At 68.8% G+C, this 18,593-nt stretch carries 19 protein-coding genes; 11 read left to right on the plus strand and 8 right to left on the minus strand.

Features of this window, described 5'->3' with window-relative positions; translation table 11 throughout:
- Positions 1–6 precede the first annotated feature (6 nt).
- Positions 7–2,211, minus strand: coding sequence for an RNA polymerase recycling motor ATPase HelR (helR, locus tag AB8M46_RS09585; protein ID WP_394360099.1), 2,205 nt, complete (start codon positions 2,209–2,211; stop codon positions 7–9).
- Between the two features lie 180 nt (positions 2,212–2,391).
- Positions 2,392–4,203, minus strand: a complete 1,812-nt coding sequence (locus AB8M46_RS09590) for a LamG-like jellyroll fold domain-containing protein (RefSeq protein WP_394360100.1) — start codon at positions 4,201–4,203, stop codon at positions 2,392–2,394.
- A 77-nt stretch (positions 4,204–4,280) separates the two neighbouring features.
- Between AB8M46_RS09590 and AB8M46_RS09595 the strand changes: the two genes are divergently transcribed.
- Complete coding sequence (locus AB8M46_RS09595; RefSeq protein WP_394360101.1) at positions 4,281–4,808, plus strand: hypothetical protein; 528 nt, start codon at positions 4,281–4,283, stop codon at positions 4,806–4,808.
- Here the strand turns inward: AB8M46_RS09595 and AB8M46_RS09600 are convergent, their stop codons facing one another.
- Positions 4,809–5,273 carry a DUF6328 family protein gene (locus tag AB8M46_RS09600; RefSeq protein ID WP_037334815.1) on the minus strand — a complete coding sequence of 155 codons (465 nt, stop codon included), beginning with the start codon at positions 5,271–5,273 and terminating at the stop codon, positions 4,809–4,811.
- Entirely contained in the window at positions 5,218–6,180 is a 963-nt protein-coding gene (locus tag AB8M46_RS09605) for a DMT family transporter (RefSeq protein WP_394360102.1), read from the minus strand. Before AB8M46_RS09605 ends, AB8M46_RS09600 begins: the two co-directional genes overlap by 56 nt.
- Before the next feature lie 83 nt (positions 6,181–6,263).
- Between AB8M46_RS09605 and AB8M46_RS09610 the strand changes: the two genes are divergently transcribed.
- Positions 6,264–6,815: a superoxide dismutase gene (locus AB8M46_RS09610; protein ID WP_378426013.1), complete on the plus strand. Its 552-nt coding sequence runs from the start codon at positions 6,264–6,266 to the stop codon at positions 6,813–6,815.
- A gap of 9 nt (positions 6,816–6,824) precedes the next feature.
- Here the strand turns inward: AB8M46_RS09610 and AB8M46_RS09615 are convergent, their stop codons facing one another.
- Both AB8M46_RS09615 and AB8M46_RS09620 read right to left on the minus strand, forming a co-directional pair.
- The gene (locus AB8M46_RS09615) at positions 6,825–7,226 is read right to left on the minus strand and encodes a TIGR03667 family PPOX class F420-dependent oxidoreductase (protein WP_037334807.1); all 402 of its coding nucleotides are present in this window, start codon (positions 7,224–7,226) and stop codon (positions 6,825–6,827) included.
- Between the two features lie 43 nt (positions 7,227–7,269).
- Positions 7,270–8,967: a DUF2339 domain-containing protein gene (locus AB8M46_RS09620; RefSeq protein ID WP_394360103.1), complete on the minus strand. Its 1,698-nt coding sequence runs from the start codon at positions 8,965–8,967 to the stop codon at positions 7,270–7,272.
- On the opposite strand from AB8M46_RS09620, the gene AB8M46_RS09625 reads away from it, so the two are divergent.
- From AB8M46_RS09625 to dusB, 4 genes are all read left to right on the plus strand, one after another.
- Entirely contained in the window at positions 8,932–9,315 is a 384-nt protein-coding gene (locus tag AB8M46_RS09625) for a hypothetical protein (RefSeq protein ID WP_394360104.1), read from the plus strand. The genes AB8M46_RS09620 and AB8M46_RS09625 overlap by 36 nt on opposite strands.
- Before the next feature lie 382 nt (positions 9,316–9,697).
- Positions 9,698–10,018 carry a hypothetical protein gene (locus AB8M46_RS09630; protein WP_394360105.1) on the plus strand — a complete coding sequence of 107 codons (321 nt, stop codon included), beginning with the start codon at positions 9,698–9,700 and terminating at the stop codon, positions 10,016–10,018.
- A gap of 279 nt (positions 10,019–10,297) precedes the next feature.
- Positions 10,298–10,690 carry a hypothetical protein gene (locus AB8M46_RS09635; RefSeq protein ID WP_394360106.1) on the plus strand — a complete coding sequence of 131 codons (393 nt, stop codon included), beginning with the start codon at positions 10,298–10,300 and terminating at the stop codon, positions 10,688–10,690.
- A gap of 18 nt (positions 10,691–10,708) precedes the next feature.
- A complete protein-coding gene (gene dusB / locus AB8M46_RS09640) occupies positions 10,709–11,854 on the plus strand; it encodes a tRNA dihydrouridine synthase DusB (RefSeq protein WP_037334798.1) in 1,146 nt (381 codons plus the stop codon).
- A gap of 46 nt (positions 11,855–11,900) precedes the next feature.
- Here dusB and AB8M46_RS09645 read toward each other — a convergent pair whose 3' ends face one another.
- Positions 11,901–12,185, minus strand: coding sequence for a hypothetical protein (locus AB8M46_RS09645; protein ID WP_037334795.1), 285 nt, complete (start codon positions 12,183–12,185; stop codon positions 11,901–11,903).
- Between the two features lie 122 nt (positions 12,186–12,307).
- Here AB8M46_RS09645 and AB8M46_RS09650 point away from each other — a divergent pair, with 122 nt between their 5' ends.
- From AB8M46_RS09650 to phoU, 5 genes are all read left to right on the plus strand, one after another.
- Entirely contained in the window at positions 12,308–13,141 is an 834-nt protein-coding gene (locus AB8M46_RS09650; protein ID WP_037334792.1) for an alpha/beta fold hydrolase, read from the plus strand.
- A gap of 58 nt (positions 13,142–13,199) precedes the next feature.
- Positions 13,200–13,763, plus strand: a complete 564-nt coding sequence (gene idi, locus AB8M46_RS09655; RefSeq protein WP_394360107.1) for an isopentenyl-diphosphate Delta-isomerase — start codon at positions 13,200–13,202, stop codon at positions 13,761–13,763.
- A 113-nt stretch (positions 13,764–13,876) separates the two neighbouring features.
- Positions 13,877–14,605, plus strand: a complete 729-nt coding sequence (locus AB8M46_RS09660; protein WP_037334786.1) for a GGDEF domain-containing protein — start codon at positions 13,877–13,879, stop codon at positions 14,603–14,605.
- Between the two features lie 816 nt (positions 14,606–15,421).
- The gene (locus AB8M46_RS09665) at positions 15,422–16,825 is read left to right on the plus strand and encodes an LCP family protein (RefSeq protein WP_037334782.1); all 1,404 of its coding nucleotides are present in this window, start codon (positions 15,422–15,424) and stop codon (positions 16,823–16,825) included.
- Positions 16,826–16,905: 80 nt separating this feature from the next.
- Positions 16,906–17,568, plus strand: coding sequence for a phosphate signaling complex protein PhoU (phoU, locus tag AB8M46_RS09670; RefSeq protein ID WP_016337999.1), 663 nt, complete (start codon positions 16,906–16,908; stop codon positions 17,566–17,568).
- 240 nt (positions 17,569–17,808) lie between these two features.
- Here phoU and pstB read toward each other — a convergent pair whose 3' ends face one another.
- Positions 17,809–18,585: a phosphate ABC transporter ATP-binding protein PstB gene (gene pstB / locus AB8M46_RS09675; RefSeq protein WP_016338000.1), complete on the minus strand. Its 777-nt coding sequence runs from the start codon at positions 18,583–18,585 to the stop codon at positions 17,809–17,811.
- Positions 18,586–18,593: the final 8 nt, after the last annotated feature.

Genomic DNA, 18,593 nt, shown 5'->3' on the forward strand with positions numbered 1-18,593 from the left:
GGAGGGTCAGACGCAGTGCAGGTAAGCGTCGGGAGTCCGCCGCCCGGAATCAAGACCGCGGAGGACTTTCGGCAGCACCCCGCTGTACAGGACCCCGAGCCGCTGCGTCGCCCGCGTCAGCGCGACGTACAGCTCCGCCTCACCGCTCGGGCCTTCCGCGAGGATCCGCTCCGGCTCGACCACCAGCACGGCGTCGTACTCCAGCCCCTTCGTCGCGGACGGCGCGATCGCACCGGGCACTCCCGGCGGCCCGATGACGACCGACGTCCCTTCGCGCCCAGCCTCTTCATGGACGAACTCGGCGACGGCGTCCTCGATGTCCACTTCGGACAGTCGCCGCGCCCACGGCCGGACCCCGCACGAGCGCACCGATTCCGGCGGTACGACATCGGGCGCGAAACTCGCCAGCAGTGACGCCGCCACCGCCATGATCTCCGACGGCGTCCGGTAGTTGACGGTCAGTTTCCGGTACACCCACCGGTCGGCGACGTACCGCGAGAGCATCTCGTCCCACGACCGCGCGCCGGACGGCGACCGGCGTTGCGCGAGATCCCCGACGATGGTGAAGGACCGGCTGGGACAGCGCCGCATCAGCACCCGCCAGTCCATTTCGGACAGTTCCTGCGCCTCGTCGACGACCACGTGACCGTAGGTCCATTCCCGGTCGGCGGCGGCGCGTTCCGCGAGATCCCGCTCGTCGCGTTCGGCGAACCGGTCCGCCAGTTCCTCCGCCATCAGCACGTCCGTGGGCCGCAGCGCGAACTCGTAATCGTCGTGGTCGTCTTCGACCTCGACGATTTCCAGCACCCGCTCCGCGTATTCCTGGCGCGCCAGCCGCCGTCGTTCCTCCGCCCGGCGCTCGGCGGCACGGTCCCGGCCGAGCAGTTCGACGGCTTCGTCCAGCAACGGCACGTCGGACACCGTCCACGCGTCCGCGTCCTCACGGAACAGCGCCGGATCGGCCCCGGCGGCCCGCAACCGCTCCGGCGACGCGTAGAGGTCGGCGAGCAGCCGCTGCGGCGTCAGCGACGGCCAGAGCCGATCGAGCACCGCACCGAGTTCCTCGCTCGCTTCCAGGTCCCGGCGAGCGTTCTCGAGCATCTCCGGACGGGTGTGCCGATCGTCCTCCGGGAGCCAGCCCGCGCCGATCCGGTCGACCGCGCGCACGGCGAGCGCGGCGATCACCGTGCGTTCGAAGACGGCCTTGGCCTCGTTGTGCAGCAGGCCGCTCTCCCTGGCCACCTCGCGCGCGGCGGCCGCGATCTCGGCGTCCAACGCCACGGTGACGTCGTCGAGCTCGATCGGCTCCGGTTCGGCGGGCAGTTCCTGCCGGTCCGCCACCGCGGCCGCGAGCACGTCCAGGATCGCGAGCGAACCCTTGATCCGCTGGACCGGCGGCGGATCCTCGCGTTCGGCGCGCAGACCGGCGACGAGGCCGCCGGGTGTCGCGAAAACGGCGCTGGTCTCGCCGAGCGACGGCAGGACCCGGCCGATGTGGTCGAGGAAGCCGCTGCTGGGCCCGACCACGAGCACGCCGCGGCGTTCCATGCGCCCCCGTTTCGTGTACAGCAGATACGCCACGCGATGCAGTGCCACCGCCGTCTTCCCGGTGCCCGGCCCGCCCTCCACGACGACGACCCCCGGGTGGGCGAGCCGGATGATCTCGTCCTGCTCGGCTTGGATCGTCGCGACGATGTCCCGCATCCCCTCGCCGCGCGGCGCGTTGACCGCGGCCAGGAGCGCGACATCGCCCCGTTCCCCCGCCGATTCCGGACGGCCGAAGACCTCGTCGGTGAAGTCGAGGACCTCGCGCCCGAGGGTGCGGAATTGACGGCGCCTCGCCATTCCTTCCGGCGACGCGCCGGTCGCGCAGTAAAACGCGCGCGACGCCGGCGCACGCCAATCCAGCAGCAAGGGTTCGTAGTCGTTCTCTTCGTCGAAAAGGCCGATCCGGCCGACGTACGAACGTTCTCCCGAAAGGGCGTCCAAACGACCGAAACAAAGACCCTCGTCGGCGACCTTCAGCCTGGCCATCTCGCGAGCCTTCGCGCCGACGGACACCTCGCGGTCGGACAGCGCGAAGCCTTCTCCGCGCAGTGCACCGGCATACGCCTCGCTCACGCGCACGCGTTCGGCGTCCAGCCGCCCGTAGAGCGACGCCACGTAACGCCGCTCGGATCGCAATTCCTCGTCGTACCCCTGATTTGACAAGTTCCCCTCACAGCGGTTAGACTGACAACACATTCGGCGTACTGATCAGTGAATCTGAATCAGGCGCCGATTTTTTATTGTCCCCCGCTTGTCAAGAGACCCCCCGTATTCCCCCGGAAACGACCGTGCGCGATAATGGGGACGGTCGCCCACCATTACCGCGCACGATCCGCGCGAAACTCAGCCGAGCATGAACTCGCGGGGGTCCAGCGCCCTGCCCACCACGCGCACGTCGCCGAGCCAGCCGTGGAACGCCTGCTCGACGATCGAGTCATAGGCGTAGGCGCCGATCAGCCACGAACCGCCGGGGTTCGCGATCCCCGCCGCCGGCGTCTTCGGGTTCCGCAGCACCGGGCAGCCGTCGACGTAGAGCGTCGTCCGCCTGCCGTCGTTGACGGCCGCGACGTGGATCCATTCCCGCAACGCCAGTTCGTGCCCCCAGCAGGTGGAGATCCCGTTCTGGTTCACCGGGAACACCGCCCACTGGAACGCGGCACCGTCCGAAAGGGACAGTGTGGCCGACGGCTCGCCGGGATCGTCGCCGGTCTTGCCCGCCTTGCCGCCCGAGCCCTGCCTGCCGAAGATCGCGGCCCAGGAATGCTTGCCGTCCTTGAAATCCTCGGGCAGCTTCACGAACGCCTCGACGGTGTAACCGCGGGCGAACGTCTCCGCGTTCATCGGCGCGGAGTCCGCCGTGCGCAGATACCCGCCGCGAGCCGGTTTCTTGCCGCCGTCGAACCGGAGACTCGACCTCGACGGCTGCCGTGTGGAGAACTCGCCGGAGTACCGCAACGCCTCGGGCGCACTCCCGGGCAGGGTCACGCGGACCAGGTCGTTGCCCCGGCCCGAAAGGTCACGGACTCGGTCGACGGGCGTGCCGTCACGGCCCTCGAACCGCCAGTACGCCACGGTCCCGCGGATCAGCTGGCGTTCGGCGGGCCGCGCGGGCGGGACCGGGACCGGCGCGAACCCGGCGAACCTCGACTCGAAGTCGATCTCCATGCTGAAGTAGTCCGCCGGGTCGGTGCGTTCGATCTCCTGCCGCTGCAGCTCGTTCAGCCGCGGCGCCTGGTCCGCCAGCCACGGCGAGACCGTGCGGACGTCGATCACGTTGCGCGCGAGGTCGAACCGGTAGAGCCGGATCATCGCGCTGCCGCCGTAGTAGCGGTCCTGGTAGTTGGTGATGTGCAGATGGACGTCGTGGCCCGCTTTGTTCTGCTTCACCATGCGTCCGGGCGGCCAGTAGTGCCCGTTGAGCGTCAGGAAGATCTGGTCGTTGCCCGCGACCAGTTCGTCCCACACCTTCTGCCCGAACTCCGAGAACTGCGCCTGCCCGGCCTCGTCGGCCCATACCAATTCGTGGATGGTCAGGATCGCCGGGAGCCGCGGATTCCGCGCCAGCACCGACCGCGCCCACTCCAGCCCGCCCGCCGACGGCCGCCAGTCGAGCGCGAGCAGCAGCCACTCGCGTCCGCCCGCGCGGAACACGTGGTGGCTGTTGTAGCCGTCCGGGCTCGCGCCGCGGAAGGTCCGCGAACCGCGCTGCCGCTGCGGCCCGAAGGCGTCGAGGTACGGCGTGCGGCCGCGCTGGTCGTCGGTCGAGGACTTGATGTCGTGGTTGCCCGCCAGCGTGCTGTACGGGAACCGGCGCCGGTCCAGGTGCTGGAAGGACCGGCTGATCTGGTCGAACTCGCCCGGCTGTCCGTTCTCGGTGAGGTCGCCGAGATGCGCCAGGAAGACGATATTCTCGTCGCCGCCGGTGACGTACCGCAGCGTGGCGTCCAAGGGCGCGGGGTCGCCGCGGTCGGCGTCGAACAGGTACTGGGTGTCGGGCAGGACCGCGAGGGTGAAGCGGCCGTCTTCGGTGTCCGGGCCGCGACCGAAGGCCGCCGAGGCGGCGGGGGCACCGAGCGCGGGTAACGCGGAGACCGCCGCACCGGCGCCGAGCAGGCCCGCGCCGCGCAGGAAGGTCCGTCTGGATGAGTCGTTCACGGCCGCAACCTACGGTCGCGGAGGCAACGCGTCCCGAACCGCGGATGAACACTTGCCCCGCTCGGTAGCTTCGTCCCATGGGGAACGTCAAACGCTGGCCCGTGCTCGCCGGGGTCGGTGTGGTGGTGGCCGCGTCGGGCTGGTGGATCGTGGACGAGATGCCGACGGTGGACGACGCGGTCGCCCGCGAGGCGCTGCCGCCGATCGACGAGCATCTGCGGGCGCGCGCCGGTTCGGGCGACACGGGAACCCGCTGGGTGTGCACGCAGAAGGTGATCGAGACCAGGCCGGACGGTGACCAGGTCAAGGTCGGCCTGGTCGCGAGCTGCGACGAGGTGGAGCGGGACGCCGTCGGCCTCGTCACGCGCGCCGGATTCCGTCGTCAGCCGATGGTCTACCGCGTCGAACGCACCCCGGGCGGGTTCCGTGTGCTCGATCGGAAGGTCGCCGAGGACGGCGCGGGCTTCTCGCCTTCGGTCAAGGCGATGTTCTCGTGGACCGGCGCCCGGCGGGTGCTCGACGGCGCGAGCCCGGACGACCCGAAGTCCGTGTCGGCCGCCGCTTTCGGCCTGCCCGAAAGCACGCCGGTGCGCACCGGACGGTGATCAGTCGCCGTTGCGGTCGATCTTCTTCGGCACGACGAGCCACATGACGACGAACAGCACCGCCGACACCACGCCGAGGATCGTCATCGCGATCGGGCCGTAGACGACCTTGGCGATGAGCGCGACGGTCGTGGTGATGGCGGCCGCCAGGCAGGCGAGGCCCGCCAGCACGGAACGATTGCCGACGGTGAGGATGCGCTCACGGTTCCCGGTGCGGAACAGCAGCCGATGCCACGCGGCGGGCGCCGTCAGGAGCACCGTCGAGCAGACCGTGAGCAGGACCGCCGTCAGATGGACGGCCTTCTCGAACCCGCTCGCCTCGTGGAACTCGTCGGTGAACACCACCGTGAGCAGGAAACCGAAGAGGATCTGGACACCGGCCTGCGCGACCCGCAGCTCCTGCAAGAGCTCACTGACGTTGCGGGTCAGGCGTTCGTTCTTCGTCTCGCCGGTGTGCTCGACCATGCATTGGCTCCAGGACCATCGGTTGACGCCTGACCTTTTCATGCCAGCCGAGCGACGTCACTGACACGACCACCACGGCGAGGCCCAGCCACTGAGTACCCGACAAATCGGCGTTCAAGCACAATACGCCGATCACGGCCGCGGTGACGGGGAACGCGAGCTCGGCCAGCGTCGCCCTGGCGGCCGGAGTCGACCGCAGGCCCAGGTAGTACAGGCTCAGCGCCAGCAGGCCGGGGACGAAGGCGAGCAGGCCGAGCCCGAGCGCGTTGTCCCAGCCGACCGCGAACTCGCCGCCCTGATACGCCACGATGCCCGCCGCGACCGGGAGCCCGACGGTGAAGCGCAGGGTGGTGACCTCCTTCGGCGCCAGTTCGGTGGAGAGCAGCCGTCCGAGCACCGTGCCCGCCGCCCACAACGCGGCCGCGCCGACCGCCAGCAGCGCCGCCTTCGCCGCGGCGAGCTGGATGTTCAGGGGATCCTTGAACGCCAGCAGCCAAGCGCCGAGCAGCGCCGGGATCGCGAAGAAGGCGTAACCGGGGCGGACCCGCTCACGAAGGACGAAATACGCCGCCAGCACGGCGAACACCGGCTGGAGCTTCTGCAGCACCAGCGGCGTCACCGGGTCGCCCAGTTTGAAGGCCGCGGTGAACATCGCCGTCGCGAGCGCGGAGGATCCGCCGCCGATGGCGAGCACGGCCAGCCATTCCCGCGGTCCGGTCCGGCGCAGCGCGCGGAAAGCGCCGGGAATGAAGGGACTCAGCACGAGCACCACCAGCAGGTGCTCCCAGAAGACCACCGTGGCCGCCGGAAGTGCCTCGGCCAGTGGAAGCCGAAGAAGCCCGTCGGTACCCCAAAGCGCGGCGGCGACCGCGACCAGCCAGGTGCGATCCGGAGGATTTGTACTCACTTACCCTGCCCATAGTTTGAGAATGATCGCCCGACGGAGTGACCGCTCTGGCGTGTCCGATTCGTGCCGACTAGGCAAGGGGCATGCGCCCCGTCCCCGCACTCGCCCTCGTCCTGTCCGCGGCCGCCTTGGCCCTGACCGCCGGCGCCGGGCCGGCCACCGCCGCCCCCGGCTCCCGGGTCCACGTGATCACCGCCAAGAGTGGCTTGACCATCTACAAACCCGACCTGGTGCCGCCCGGCGCCCGCGCGCACGTCTTCGGGTTGACGTCCAAGGCCCACGGCACGTCGACCGCGATCCTCGTGACCGGCCTGCTGCCCAACCGCGAATACGGCGCCCACGCGCACACGAAGCCGTGCGGCGCCACCGGTGACCTCGCCGGCCCGCACTACCAGAACGTCGAAGACCCGGTGAAGCCGTCGGTGGACCCGGCCTATGCCAACCCCCGCAACGAGATCTGGCTCGACCTCACCTCCGACGCCACCGGCCGCGGCGTCGCCGTGTCCAAAGTGGACTGGACGTTCACCGACCGGCGCGCGAACTCGATCGTGATCCACGAGACGCATACGCACACCGACCCGGGCCACGCCGGGACCGCGGGGGCCCGGCTGGCCTGCGTGACCGTCGGCTTCTAGCAGTGTTTTCTAGAAACCCCAGGTACGTTCGGGCCGGATCCTGATCCGGACGCTGTACTCCCGGTCGAACTTCGGGACGTCGTAGTCGATCGCCGGGTAGTGCTTCTCGTACTTGGCGAGGAAGCCCGGCTGCTCCGAAGCGAGACCGTCCGGCAGGATCTCGGCCTTGCCGCCGATCACCAGGATCGAGTTCCCGTGCTCGTCGCTGTTGAAGTGGAGGCTGACCTCGGGGTTGGCTTCGATGTGGCGGGTCTTCGCCGTGTCCGGCTGGCTGAAGACGATGAAATCCTCACCGTCGAGCACGAACCACACCGGGCGGGGCGAAGGGCGTCCCTTCGGGCTGATCGTGGTCAGCCAGGCGACGTTCTCCTTCGCCCGCTCGGCGAGCCGCGGATCGGGTTGGTAGGTCATGAACCGACCAACCACGATCCCGCGGCTTTTCTTCCACGTCCGCTCAGCGGGACGCGACGAGCTTCGCGTACCGCGTCCCCGCGCCGAGCAGCACCAGCCCGGCGATGAGGAACGCGGCGACCCTGGCCAGACCGTCGAGCGCGGCGAGGTCGAACAGGACCAGCTTCAGCACCGCGGCGCCGACCAGCACGAACCCGATCACCCGCAGGTTGATCGCCGAGATGCCGCGGATGAGCAGCACCAGCGCGGCGACCGTCCACGACACCGTGATCACCACGTGGCCGACGAGGAAACCCGACCGGCCGGGAACCGCCATCAGCGCGCCGCACAGCACCAGCGCGCCCGCGCCGTAGAGCCCGCAGATCCCGGCGAAGAGCCACGGCACCACGTTCTCCGCCGCGGCCTTGAACAGCCCCAGCCGGTGCGAGACCCACGGAAGCGTGATCGCCGCGGCCAAGATCGCCAGCGCCACCAGGAACGCGGCGGCGAGGTCGGCCTCCGACCGGTTGCGGACCAGGAAGAACAGCGTCGGCGGGACGTCGAGGACCAGCGCGATCATGCCACCGATGACGGCGAAGGCGAGGCCGCCGAAGAGCGCGACGTGCTTCTTCGTCCACAGCGCGACCAGGGCCAGCAGGACCGCTTCGCCGATGAGGATCCCCGAACGGGCGCTGCCGTCGAACAGCGTCATCGTCGTCTGCAGGGCCGCGACGAGCCCGGCGGCGCCCGCGAGCTCGCCCGTCCAACCGTCGAGCCACTGCCCGACGGCCCACACCACGAGCAGCACCAGCGCGACCGACGCGGTGACGAGCACGGCCGGGGTCTTCGGCAGGAACAGCGCGGCGAGCAAGGACGGGGCGGGGGCGACGGCGAGCAGGGCGAGCCCGGCGGTGTCTCCCGGCCGCTTGAGGGTGACGATCAGGGCCAGTGCGAGAGCGGTGCCGCCCGCGGCCAGCGCGGCGGCGGTGTTGCCCGTGCTGCCGCCGAAGCCGACGAACGCCGTGCTGCAGACCGAGGCGAGCAGCGGCGGGATCCCGGCCGCGACCGCGACCGACGGCCACGACTGGCGCAGCTGCACCGGCGTCGAAGCGATCTGGACGACCAGAAGGAACGCGACCAGCTGCGGGGTGAACCCCTGCGTGATGATGGGCGCGCAGATCACGCAGCCGAGCACGACGGCCGTCGCGAGCAGCGAAGACTCCCACCGCACGGCCAGCAGCAACCCGCCGACCGCGATCACGAGCCCGATCGCGAGACCGGCGTAGGCCGGGAGGTACTCGTACATCGTCGTCGCGGCGATGGCGTCGAGGTACAGCGCGCCGATCCCGGTCGCGGCGAGCGCGAACGCCCCCGTGCGGCCCGCCGGCGTGCGGTGCAGGCGAAGGCCGATCCCGACCAGCGCCGCGCCGAGCACGGCACCACCGATCACCCGCGGCACCGGTCCGAACCAGCCACGCTGGATCGCGAGCACGAGGAACAGCACGATGCCGAGCAACGTGACCGCGCCGCCGATCCAGGCCAGCAGCCTGCTGCCGGCGCCCTCCTTGCCCAGCTTCTCGGCGAGCGACACCTTCGGCGCGGGCTGGTACGGACGGTAGGGCTGCTGCGGCTGCTGGTACTGCTGGCGGTACTGCTGCTGCCATTGCTGCCACTGCGCGTACTGGGCCTGCTGGTGGTACTGGCCCTGGTACTGGGGGTGCTGCGGGTGGGTGAAGTAGCGCGGGTAGGGCTGCTGGGGCACGTGGGGCTGCTGCGGCTGGCCCTGGTGCGGCACCTGGGGCTGTTGCGGCTGTTCGGCCTGCGGCCGCTGCGGCTGGTCAGCCTGCTCGGGCTGGTTTGCCTGCGGCTGCTCCGTCTGCGGCTGGTCTGCCTGCTCGGCCTGCGGTGCCGTGGCCTGCTGCTCTTCCTGCTGCTCGGCGGGCTTCTCGGCCTGCTCAGGCGCCTCTTCGGGCTTCGGCTCAGCCTCGGTCCGGACGGTCCGCAGCTCGGTGCCGACCCGCGCGAGGCGGGCCCCAAGGTCGTCGATCTCCCCGGCGAGCCTGAGGAGCACATCCCCATCGGTGGTCATGGCGATCAGCATGCGGCCTGAGGCCCGCCGAGGGATCCGTAGCACTACTCAATCGTGATGACGATGTGGTCGCGACCTGCAAGATCATCGCGATCTGGCCCACACTCGGAGCGCCCGGCCAGTCCGTGGATCTGCCGATCTCCCCTTCGCTGATCTGCCGATAGGACCCGACACCGGAAGTCGCGTAGAGGTCGTCCTCTGGTCGGGACGCTCAGGAAGGCAAAGCTCTCGAAATCCAGTACTGCACAGCCGCAACGAGACGATCTTTTCCATCCCATCTCGGGAGTTGTCCAGCCCAGCCTTGACGCCTGCGTCTAGCTCTCCTTAGACATACGTCGCCGCCAGGCGGCAACGCGCGGCATGGTGGTGCCCATGCCGAACTGGGCGAGATCGCGGTAAAGGGGTGACGGAGGAAGTGAAGACCTATCACGCCGAAGTCGCTCGCGATGGCAGGTTCTGGCTCATCCGTGTCCGCGAGATCGACCGCTCGACCCAGGCTCTCCGCTACAAGGACGTCGTGACGATGGCCAGCGAGCTCATCGAAATCATGGACGGCGTCAGGGACGAAGAGTACGACCTGCATCTCGAAGTACAGTGCTGCTCGCTCTCGGCGTTTCACAACGCGAAGCGGGGGAAGTACTCGGCATGTCCTTCCAGCGAGTCAGCCAGTTGGCGAAGTCGTCCTGAAAAGACGCCGTCCCCACGCCCCGCGGCGCGCCGCTGATCTGCCGATGGTCGCGCACGGATCACTCACGGACTACGTTGAACACGGAGTGTGGCGCCGCGGGCACCGCACGAGTCGCAAGGCCAGGTGCACCCGGGGAATACCGGGACCCTGGCCTTACGCATGTCCGTGGTCAACTTGCCTTCGAGCCCGAACGGCCCCGGCGACGATGTCACAGAGCACTGTGTGGATTTCGGGACATCTGACGTCCCAAAATCCACACGGTCACCGCAGGAAGCCATCGGGCCGGGGTACCGGAAGTTTCTCCATACTGACTGGATGAACCCCGGCGAAACGCTCCTCAGCACGTCGCGCACCTTCCAGCTGTGGCGATACGGCGTAGGGCACTCGGAGTTGTTCCTCCGGTCCGGGTTCAGGCCGCAGAGCGAGCCTGTCGAGCTCTACTTCGAAGGCGTTCGGTCGATGCACTTCGACGACCTCCACTTTCCCGAGCTGACCGTATGGCGGGACGAAGACGTGACCGTGGAGAACGACACGGCCCGCTTCTACCGGCTGCGGATCGAGCTGAGATCACCGAAACACACGGGCGTGGTCGTCGCCAGCAGCTTGACCTACATCGACGGGACCTACCCCGACGGGCAGATGAAATGGTGGGTGACCGCTCCTGACGGCGAGGAAATCGGCGGCCGAACCCGGCCCACCTGCGAGTGACAGACACCACAGGCGACAATGGAGGGCGTGACAGCCACCCTGAGCAAGCCCAGCCTGAAGATCGGCCCCTACGAGGTCGATCCGCCGGTCGTGCTCGCTCCGATGGCCGGCATCACCAACGTCGCCTTCCGGCAGCTGTGCCAGGAGTACGGCGCCGGCATCTACGTCTGCGAGATGATCACCGCCCGCGCGGTGGTCGAGCGCCACCCCGGCACCATGCACATGATGACCTTCGGCGAGAACGAAAAGCCCAGGTCCATGCAGCTTTACGGGGTCGACCCGAAGACCATGGCCGAGGCCGTCCGCATCATCACCGGCGAGGGGCTCGCCGACCATATCGACAGCAACTTCGGCTGCCCGGTGGCGAAGGTGACGCGCAAGGGCGGCGGCGCGGCGTTGCCGTTCAAGCGCAAGCTGTTCGCCGACATCGTGCGCGAGTCGGCGAAGGCCGCGGCCGAGGCGGGGGTGCCGTTCACGGTCAAGTTCCGGGTGGGCATCGACGACGACCACCTGACGTACCTCGACGCCGGGCGCATCGCCGAGGCGGAGGGCGCGGCGGCGGTCAGCCTGCACGCGCGCACCGCCGCGCAGCGCTACTCCGGCCAGGCCGACTGGACGAAGATCGCGGCGCTCAAGGAGGCCGTCACCAGCATCCCGGTGCTCGGCAACGGCGACATCTTCTCCGCCGAGGACGCGCTGCGCATGGTCGACGAGACGGGTTGTGACGGCGTCGTCGTCGGCCGCGGCTGCCTGGGCAGGCCGTGGCTGTTCGGCGAGCTGGAGGCCGCCTTCGCCGGGCGCCCGCAGCCGACGCCGCCGAATCTCGGCGAGGTCGCGAAGGTGCTGCGCCGCCACACGGAACTGCTCGTCGAGCACGACGGCCACGACAAGGCCATGCGCGACATCCGCAAGCACATGGCTTGGTACTTCATGGGTTTCCCGGTCGGCTCGGAGCTGCGACGCGGTTTCGCGATGCTGTCCAGCATGGACCAGCTCGACGACCTGATCGCCAAACTCGACCACGACGCGCCGTTCCCCACCGCGGCCACCGGTCCGCGCGGGCGGCAGGGTTCGCCGGGCAAGGTCACGCTGCCGCACGGCTGGCTCGACGACCCGGACGACGACTGCGTCCCCGAAGCCGAGGACATGCACTCGGGCGGCTGAAACGAAAAACGCTCCCGCCGGGCGGCGGGAGCGTTTCGTTCACGACTCAGGTTCCCCTGGTCTTGTAGGCGAACTTCCACTGGTCGTGGTCGACCTCGAAGCACCGCATGGTGATCGTGTAATACCGGGCCATGTTGCTCTGCTCGATGAGACACGCCTCGTAGGTCGGGTACGGCCCGAGATGACAACCCGGGTTGCCGTCACAGACCCCGAGCACCGAAACCGGTGCTTCCTGCGCGACCGCGACATTCGCCGCGGTGACACCGATTCCGCCCGCGAGCGCGACGGAAGCGGCGCCGACGGCGAGCCGGCGCCTCCAACTGTTCGACATGTGATACCCCAGTTTCCCCAGTGCGGCCGAAGATCGGCAGCGCGTTTATTAGACGATCAACGAACACTCGTCGTCAATCCCTTGCCGCTCGCCGGAAACCGGAGACCCGTAAAGTCGGCGTCGTGATCGAGCAGCTGAGCATCCCCACCGCGGCCGGTTCCTTCGACGCCATCGCGGCGGGCCCCGAAGACGGCCGCCCCGTCCTGCTGCTGCACGGGTTTCCCGAGGCCGCGGTGGAATGGGAGCACCAGGTCGCGACGCTCGGCGTGCTCGGCTATCGCGCGGTCGCCCCGGATCAGCGCGGCTACTCCCCGGACGTCCGGCCGGAACAGGCGTCCGAATACGGGATCGACGACCTCGTCGGTGACGTCATCGCGATCGCGGATCGCTTGGGGTGGAACGAATTCGATCTCGTCGGACACGACTGGGGCGGCGCGGTCGCGTGGTGGACGGCCGACGCGCATCCCGCCAGGCTCCGCAGTCTCGCCGTGATTTCGACACCGCATCCGGCCGCGCTGGCGGAGGCCATGAAGACCGACGAGGACCAGCATCTCCGTTCGGCGTACATGACCGAATGGCGGCAGACCCGCGTCACCGAACGGCGGATGCTCGAGAACAACGCCGACGCGCTGCGCCGCATGTTCGACTGGAAAGTGCCGCCGAGCAAGATCGACGAATACGTTCAGCGCCTGTCCGAGCCGGGCGCGCTGACCGCCGCGCTCAACTGGTACCGCGCCGGCCGTCCCGGCGGGAAGATCGGGCCGATCGAGGTCCCGACGCTCTACATCTGGAGCACCGAGGACGCCGCCTTCGGTTCGACGGCCGCGCTCGACACCGCGAACCGGGTCACCGGCCCGTACCGCTTCGAGATGATCGAGGACGTCTCCCACTGGGTCGTGGAGGAAGCTCCCGAGGCCGTCACATCTTTGCTCGTCGAGCACCTTTCATCCCACTAACAGGGGTAACTCTGGTCGCGGTACCGGTTACAGCGAGCCTGCTGGTTCAGTGGGGCCGATGAACAACATGACCGAAGTGGACACCGAACGCATCGTCTACGTCACCGAGGACGGCGAGCCGACCGGCGAGACCGCGCCCAAACTGGCCGCGCACCACGAGCACACCCGGCTGCACCTGGCGTTCTCCTGCTACCTGCTGCGCGGCAGCGACCAGGCCCTGCTGATCACCAGCCGCGCCGCCAGCAAGAAGGTCTGGCCCCGCGTGTGGACCAACAGTGTCTGCGGGCACCCCGCACCGGGTGAACCCATCGAGGAGGCCGTCCGGCGCCGTGCCGCCTTCGAGCTCGGGCTGCCGCGGCTCAACGGGCTCCAGTGCGTCCTTCCCTCCTACCGTTACTCCACTCCGCCGTTCGAAGGCGTGGTCGAGAACGAGTTCTGCCCCGTCTTCGTCGCCTGGGTGGACGACGATCCGGAACCGCATCCCGACGAGGTCGGCGACTGGCGCTGGCTGAGCTGGAACGATTACGCACTGTTGCTGAATGACGATGTGACTGACGTGAGTTACTGGGCGAAAGATCAGTTTTCGCAGCTCAAGGACGCCGAGCCGTTTTCGTCCTTATGAAAAGACACTTCGGTGCGTGACAATGGCGCCGAACCGTCGTCCTCTTGAGGGATATTCACTTTGGCCCGTACTCATACCTCAAGAGATCCCTCCTATACGACGAAAACCAATTCGTGGCGGAGGTGAGCGTGGCAGCCGACGACGAGGCCGCGCTCCCACCGGGCGCGCCGGCCACCGATCTGCTCAGTCTCCACGAGTCGATCGCCGGGGTATTGGCCACACAGGGTGATTGGCGGCGCGCGTATCACCACCTCAAATCCGCCTTCGACCTCGCCAGGGCGGGCAGCCTGCGGGACACGCTGACCTCCAGCTACAACCGCCGCTACCTCGACCAGTGGCTGCACGGCCCGGCCGTCGACCACCGCGGTCCGCCCGGTGTCGCGATCGCGCTGGTCGACCTCGACCTGTTCAAGGACGTCAACGACACTTTCGGGCATCTGGTGGGCGATCGGGTGCTCCGCGAGGTGGCGGACCTGCTGCAACAGGGACTTCCGCCGGAGGCGTTCTGCGCCCGCTACGGCGGCGAGGAGTTCGCGCTCGTCATCCCGGACGTCGACGCCGCCCGCGCCGTGCGCATCGCCGACACCGCCCGTATCCGGGTGGCCCGCCATCCGTGGCGCCGCATCCGCCCGGGCCTGTCGGTGACGATCAGCGTCGGGCTCGCACACGAAAGCCGTATGGAGCCGGATCTCGCGGCCGAACCGGAACGGCAGTTGCGCAGTGCCGACGCTTTGTTGTATATGGCGAAACGGGCGGGCCGAAACAAAGTGGCCTATCGGGATAGGGAATCGTCGCGCACGATTCCGCATCCGATGAACACGGCGGAGTCCGCGGGCGCTTAGCCACTCGCCGTCCACTCACACAGTCAACGGTCCCACTCTGCGTAGCGGTTTCGAACCTTTTAACGCAGCTTTAACCACGACCGCTCACCCGATCGCATGGACCGTTCGGCGCTTCTCGGTACCTTGGGTGAAGAAAATTCCGGGATGGTTGTCGTCACGAACCTGAGGTGTCCGTACGATAACGAAAGAGCTTCGACGCCAGGCCTGAAAGGAGACCGAGTGCCCGACGAGCACCACACCCCGGGGACCGGTCGCCACAGCAACACCGACAGGACTGCCGGTGAGCGCGGCCGCCGGGCTCGACGCCGCTCGATGGACACCCACGGCGGGATCAGCGTTTCCGACGTCGTCGCACGTCATACCGGTGAACGCCCGATCTTCGACCCCTCCGCCGAGGCGCCCGCTCCGCGCCGTCTCCGGCAGAGCGAGCCGTCGCCGGAGCCTCCGAGACCCGGTGCGCGAGCCGCCCGGACGGAGCCGCCCGCACCTCGCCGTCCTCGTCCCGCCGCCCCCGCCGAGAGTCCGGCGCCCGCTCCTCGCGCGGCCAAACCCGCCGCGCCGCGTGCCCAGATGCCGCCGCGGGGCCCGCAACCCGACGAGGCCCCGCGTCCGCCTCGCGCGCGCCAGCCGCGCCGCACTTCGCAGGCCGCGCCCAGCCCCGAAGCGCCGACGCAGCGCCGCCCGCCCGTGGTCAACCCGGGCGCGCAGCAGCAGCCCGCGGTACCGCCGCCCCCGCGTCGTCCCCGCCGTCCGGCGCAACGGCCGGTGCAGCAGGCACCCGTCCCACCGTCGCCGGGTGTCCCGCCGCGGTCCGAGATGGACCGGCTCACGATGACCGACGAGCTCGAGGCGATCGACGACGCGACGATCACCAAGCGCAAGATCGACCACACGCTCGCCCGGTTCTCCGCCGCGCACGACGAACTCGAGGCCGAAGAGGCCAAGAAGCGCGAGCGCCGCGAACGGCTCGCCCTGCGCCCCGCCGCGCTGCTGGAGCAGACCCGCACGGCATTGCAGCGAGTGGTCACGACCACCGATCCCGAGCCCGCCGCGGCCTCCGAGGAGTCCGCGCCGCAGACCCGGCTGCAGGAGAAGAAGGAACGCAAGACCAGGCAGACGGCCAAGGCGGGCCGGATCACCGCCGCCGTGGTCGCCGCGCTCGTGTTCCTCGCCATCGGTTCGGCTTGGGGCGCCCAGACCTGGTTCGACGCGAAGTTCAACACCGTCGCCTCGCTCGACGAGGATTCGGCCGACATCCAGGACGCCGCGGGCCAGACCGGCGACGAGAACTTCCTGATGGTCGGCTCCGACACCCGTGACGGCGCGGCCGCCGAAGACGGTGTCGGCGACGCCGAGGGCACGCCGGGCGCCCGCTCGGACACGGTGATGATCGCGCACGTCCCCGCGGACCGGCAGCGCGTCGTCATGGTGTCCTTCCCGCGCGACCTCGAGATCAGCCGCCCCGAATGCAAGCGCTGGGACCCGGCGACGTCGTCGTACTCGGACCAGACCTCGCCGGCGCAGAAGATCGCGAAGCTGAACACCGCCTACGCGGTCGGCGGCCCGCAGTGCGTCACGAAGGTCATCCAGCAGATCACCGGCATGAAGATGAACCACTTCGTCGGGATCGACTTCAACGGCTTCAAATCCATGGTCGACGCCGTGCAAGGCGTCACCGTGTACAACGAGAAGCCGATCGACGACACCACGCTCGGCATGATCATCCCGCAGGCGGGCGAGGTGCGGATCTCGGGCGACCAGGCGCTGAACTACGTCCGGGCGCGGCACGTCAAGGGCGACCCGACGTCGGACTACGGCCGGATCAAACGGCAGCAGGCCTTCCTCGGCGCGCTGCTGAAGACGGTGATGTCGAAGGACGTCATCCTGGACACCGGCAAGCTCAGCGGTTTCATCGACGCGTTCGCCAAGGCCACCTTCGGCGAGAACCTCGGCATCAACCAGATGATGACGCTGGCGAAGTCGATGCGCGGGATGGGCTCGGACAAGGTCAAGTTCCTCACCGTGCCCACCACCGAAGAGGCGAACAAACGCGGCAACGAGGTGTTGCTGCAGAGCAAGGCGAAGGCCGTCTTCGACGCGTTGATCAACAACACGCCGCTGGAAGAGAAGGCTCCGGCGCCTCCCGCGAGCGACACGGCGTCGCCCCCGACCAGCTCCGCCAAGTCGGGCGGCGCCAAGAAGAGCAGCAGCTCAGGCTGAGGATCATTCGTTAGTCCGGGTTCACGTCAGGTTCACTCTGGGATGCGGCTTTTGGTCCCTGTTCCCCGTAGGGTTGGGCCATGCGTGAGGCTTACCATGTCGAACTCGAACAGCTCGCCGAGAACCTAGCGAGCATGTCCCTCCAGGTCGCCGACGCGATGGAGCGGGCGACCCGGGCGTTGCTCGAGGTCGATCTCGGGCTCGCCGAGCAGGTCATCAGCGACGACGCGAAGGTCGACGACGCGCGCGCCGAATGCGAGGAGCAGGCGTACGCGCTGCTGGCCCTGCAAGCACCCGTCGCGACCGACCTCCGGACCGTGCTCGCCGCGATCCACGCGGCGGAAAGCCTGGAGCGGATGGGCGATCTGGCGCTGCACGTGGCCAAGGCCGCGCGCCGCCGCCACCCGGACCCCGTACTGCCCGAAGAGGTGAAGGCGGACTTCGCCAAGATGGGCGAGGTCGGCGTGAGCCTGGCCCGTCAGGTCGAGCAGGTCATCAAGTCCAAGGACGTCGAGGCCGCCCGCACGATCGAATCGGACGACGACGAGGTCGACGAGATCCACAAGCACCTGTTCACGGTCATCATGGACCGGAACTGGGACCACGGCGTCGCCGCGGCCGTCGACGTCACCCTGCTGGGCCGCTTCTACGAGCGCTTCGCCGACCACGCCGTCTCGGTCGCGCGCCGGATGATCTTCGTGGTGACCGGCAAGATGCCCGGGTACGGGCCCGACGAGCTGTAAGGGGACTTTCCCGCGAAGGGGTCCTTCACCGCATCTCGTGCGGTGAAGGACCCCTTCGCCATGTCAGCGCCGGTTCGGCCTCGGTCGGGTCGGTCGTGAGTGGCGATTCGGGTTCTAACCCGAATCGCCACTCACGACCACCTGGACCGACGCCGGCCTTGCCGCGATCGCCCCCAAGCGCGTGAAGGCCCCCTTCCCTCGGCTCAGCCGAGGAAAGGGGGCCTTCACGCGCGACAAAGATCAGCCGAACCGGCCCGAGATGTAGTCCTCGGTCGCCTTCTCGTCCGGGTTCGAGAAGATCTTCTCCGTGTCGTTCAGCTCCACCAGGCGCCCCGGCTGGCCGACGCCCGCCAGGTTGAAGAACGCGGTCTGGTCCGAGACCCGCGCCGCCTGCTGCATGTTGTGCGTCACGATGACGATCGTGTACTCCTTCTTGAGCTCACCGATCAGGTCCTCGATGGCCAGCGTCGAGATCGGGTCGAGCGCGGAGCACGGCTCGTCCATCAGCAGCACGTCGGGCCGCACGGCGATCGCCCGCGCGATGCAGAGCCGCTGCTGCTGACCACCGGAGAGGCCGCCGCCCGGTTTGTTCAGCCGGTCCTTGACCTCGTTCCACAGGTTCGCGCCGCGCAGGGCGCGCTCGGCGACGTCGTCGAGCTCCTTCTTGCCCTTGGTGCCGCCCAGGCGCAGGCCGGCCACGACGTTGTCGCGGATGGACATCGTCGGGAACGGGTTGGGGCGCTGGAACACCATGCCGATGGTGCGGCGGACCTGCACCGGGTCGACACCGGCGCCGTAGATGTCCTCGCCGTCCAGCAGCACCTCACCCTCGACGCGGGCGCCGGGGATGACCTCGTGCATGCGGTTCAGCGTGCGCAGCACCGTCGACTTGCCGCAGCCCGACGGGCCGATGAACGCGGTGACGTTCCGCGGCGGCACCGAGAGGGTGACGCCGTCCACGGCGTGGAATTTGCCGTAGTAGATGTCCACGTCTTTGACGTCGATTCGTTTGGCCATCTCAAACA

The organism is Amycolatopsis sp. SB7-3, from assembly GCF_041021335.1.
Taxonomy (GTDB): Bacteria; Actinomycetota; Actinomycetes; order Mycobacteriales; family Pseudonocardiaceae; genus Amycolatopsis; species Amycolatopsis japonica.

Bases quoted from the DNA above. Each gene is read 5' to 3' on its own strand.
- AB8M46_RS09595 (WP_394360101.1), top strand. From the start codon at position 4,281: ATGGGGAACGTCAAACGCTGGCCCGTGCTCGCCGGGGTCGGTGTGGTG.
- idi (WP_394360107.1), top strand. From the start codon at position 13,200: ATGAACAACATGACCGAAGTGGACACCGAACGCATCGTCTACGTCACC.
- pstB (WP_016338000.1), bottom strand. From the start codon at position 18,585: ATGGCCAAACGAATCGACGTCAAAGACGTGGACATCTACTACGGCAAA.
- AB8M46_RS09665 (WP_037334782.1), top strand. From the start codon at position 15,422: ATGGACCGGCTCACGATGACCGACGAGCTCGAGGCGATCGACGACGCG.
- dusB (WP_037334798.1), top strand. From the start codon at position 10,709: ATGGAGGGCGTGACAGCCACCCTGAGCAAGCCCAGCCTGAAGATCGGC.
- AB8M46_RS09645 (WP_037334795.1), bottom strand. From the start codon at position 12,185: ATGTCGAACAGTTGGAGGCGCCGGCTCGCCGTCGGCGCCGCTTCCGTC.
- phoU (WP_016337999.1), top strand. From the start codon at position 16,906: ATGCGTGAGGCTTACCATGTCGAACTCGAACAGCTCGCCGAGAACCTA.
- AB8M46_RS09600 (WP_037334815.1), bottom strand. From the start codon at position 5,273: ATGGTCGAGCACACCGGCGAGACGAAGAACGAACGCCTGACCCGCAAC.
- AB8M46_RS09610 (WP_378426013.1), top strand. From the start codon at position 6,264: ATGCGCCCCGTCCCCGCACTCGCCCTCGTCCTGTCCGCGGCCGCCTTG.
- AB8M46_RS09615 (WP_037334807.1), bottom strand. From the start codon at position 7,226: ATGACCTACCAACCCGATCCGCGGCTCGCCGAGCGGGCGAAGGAGAAC.
- AB8M46_RS09635 (WP_394360106.1), top strand. From the start codon at position 10,298: ATGAACCCCGGCGAAACGCTCCTCAGCACGTCGCGCACCTTCCAGCTG.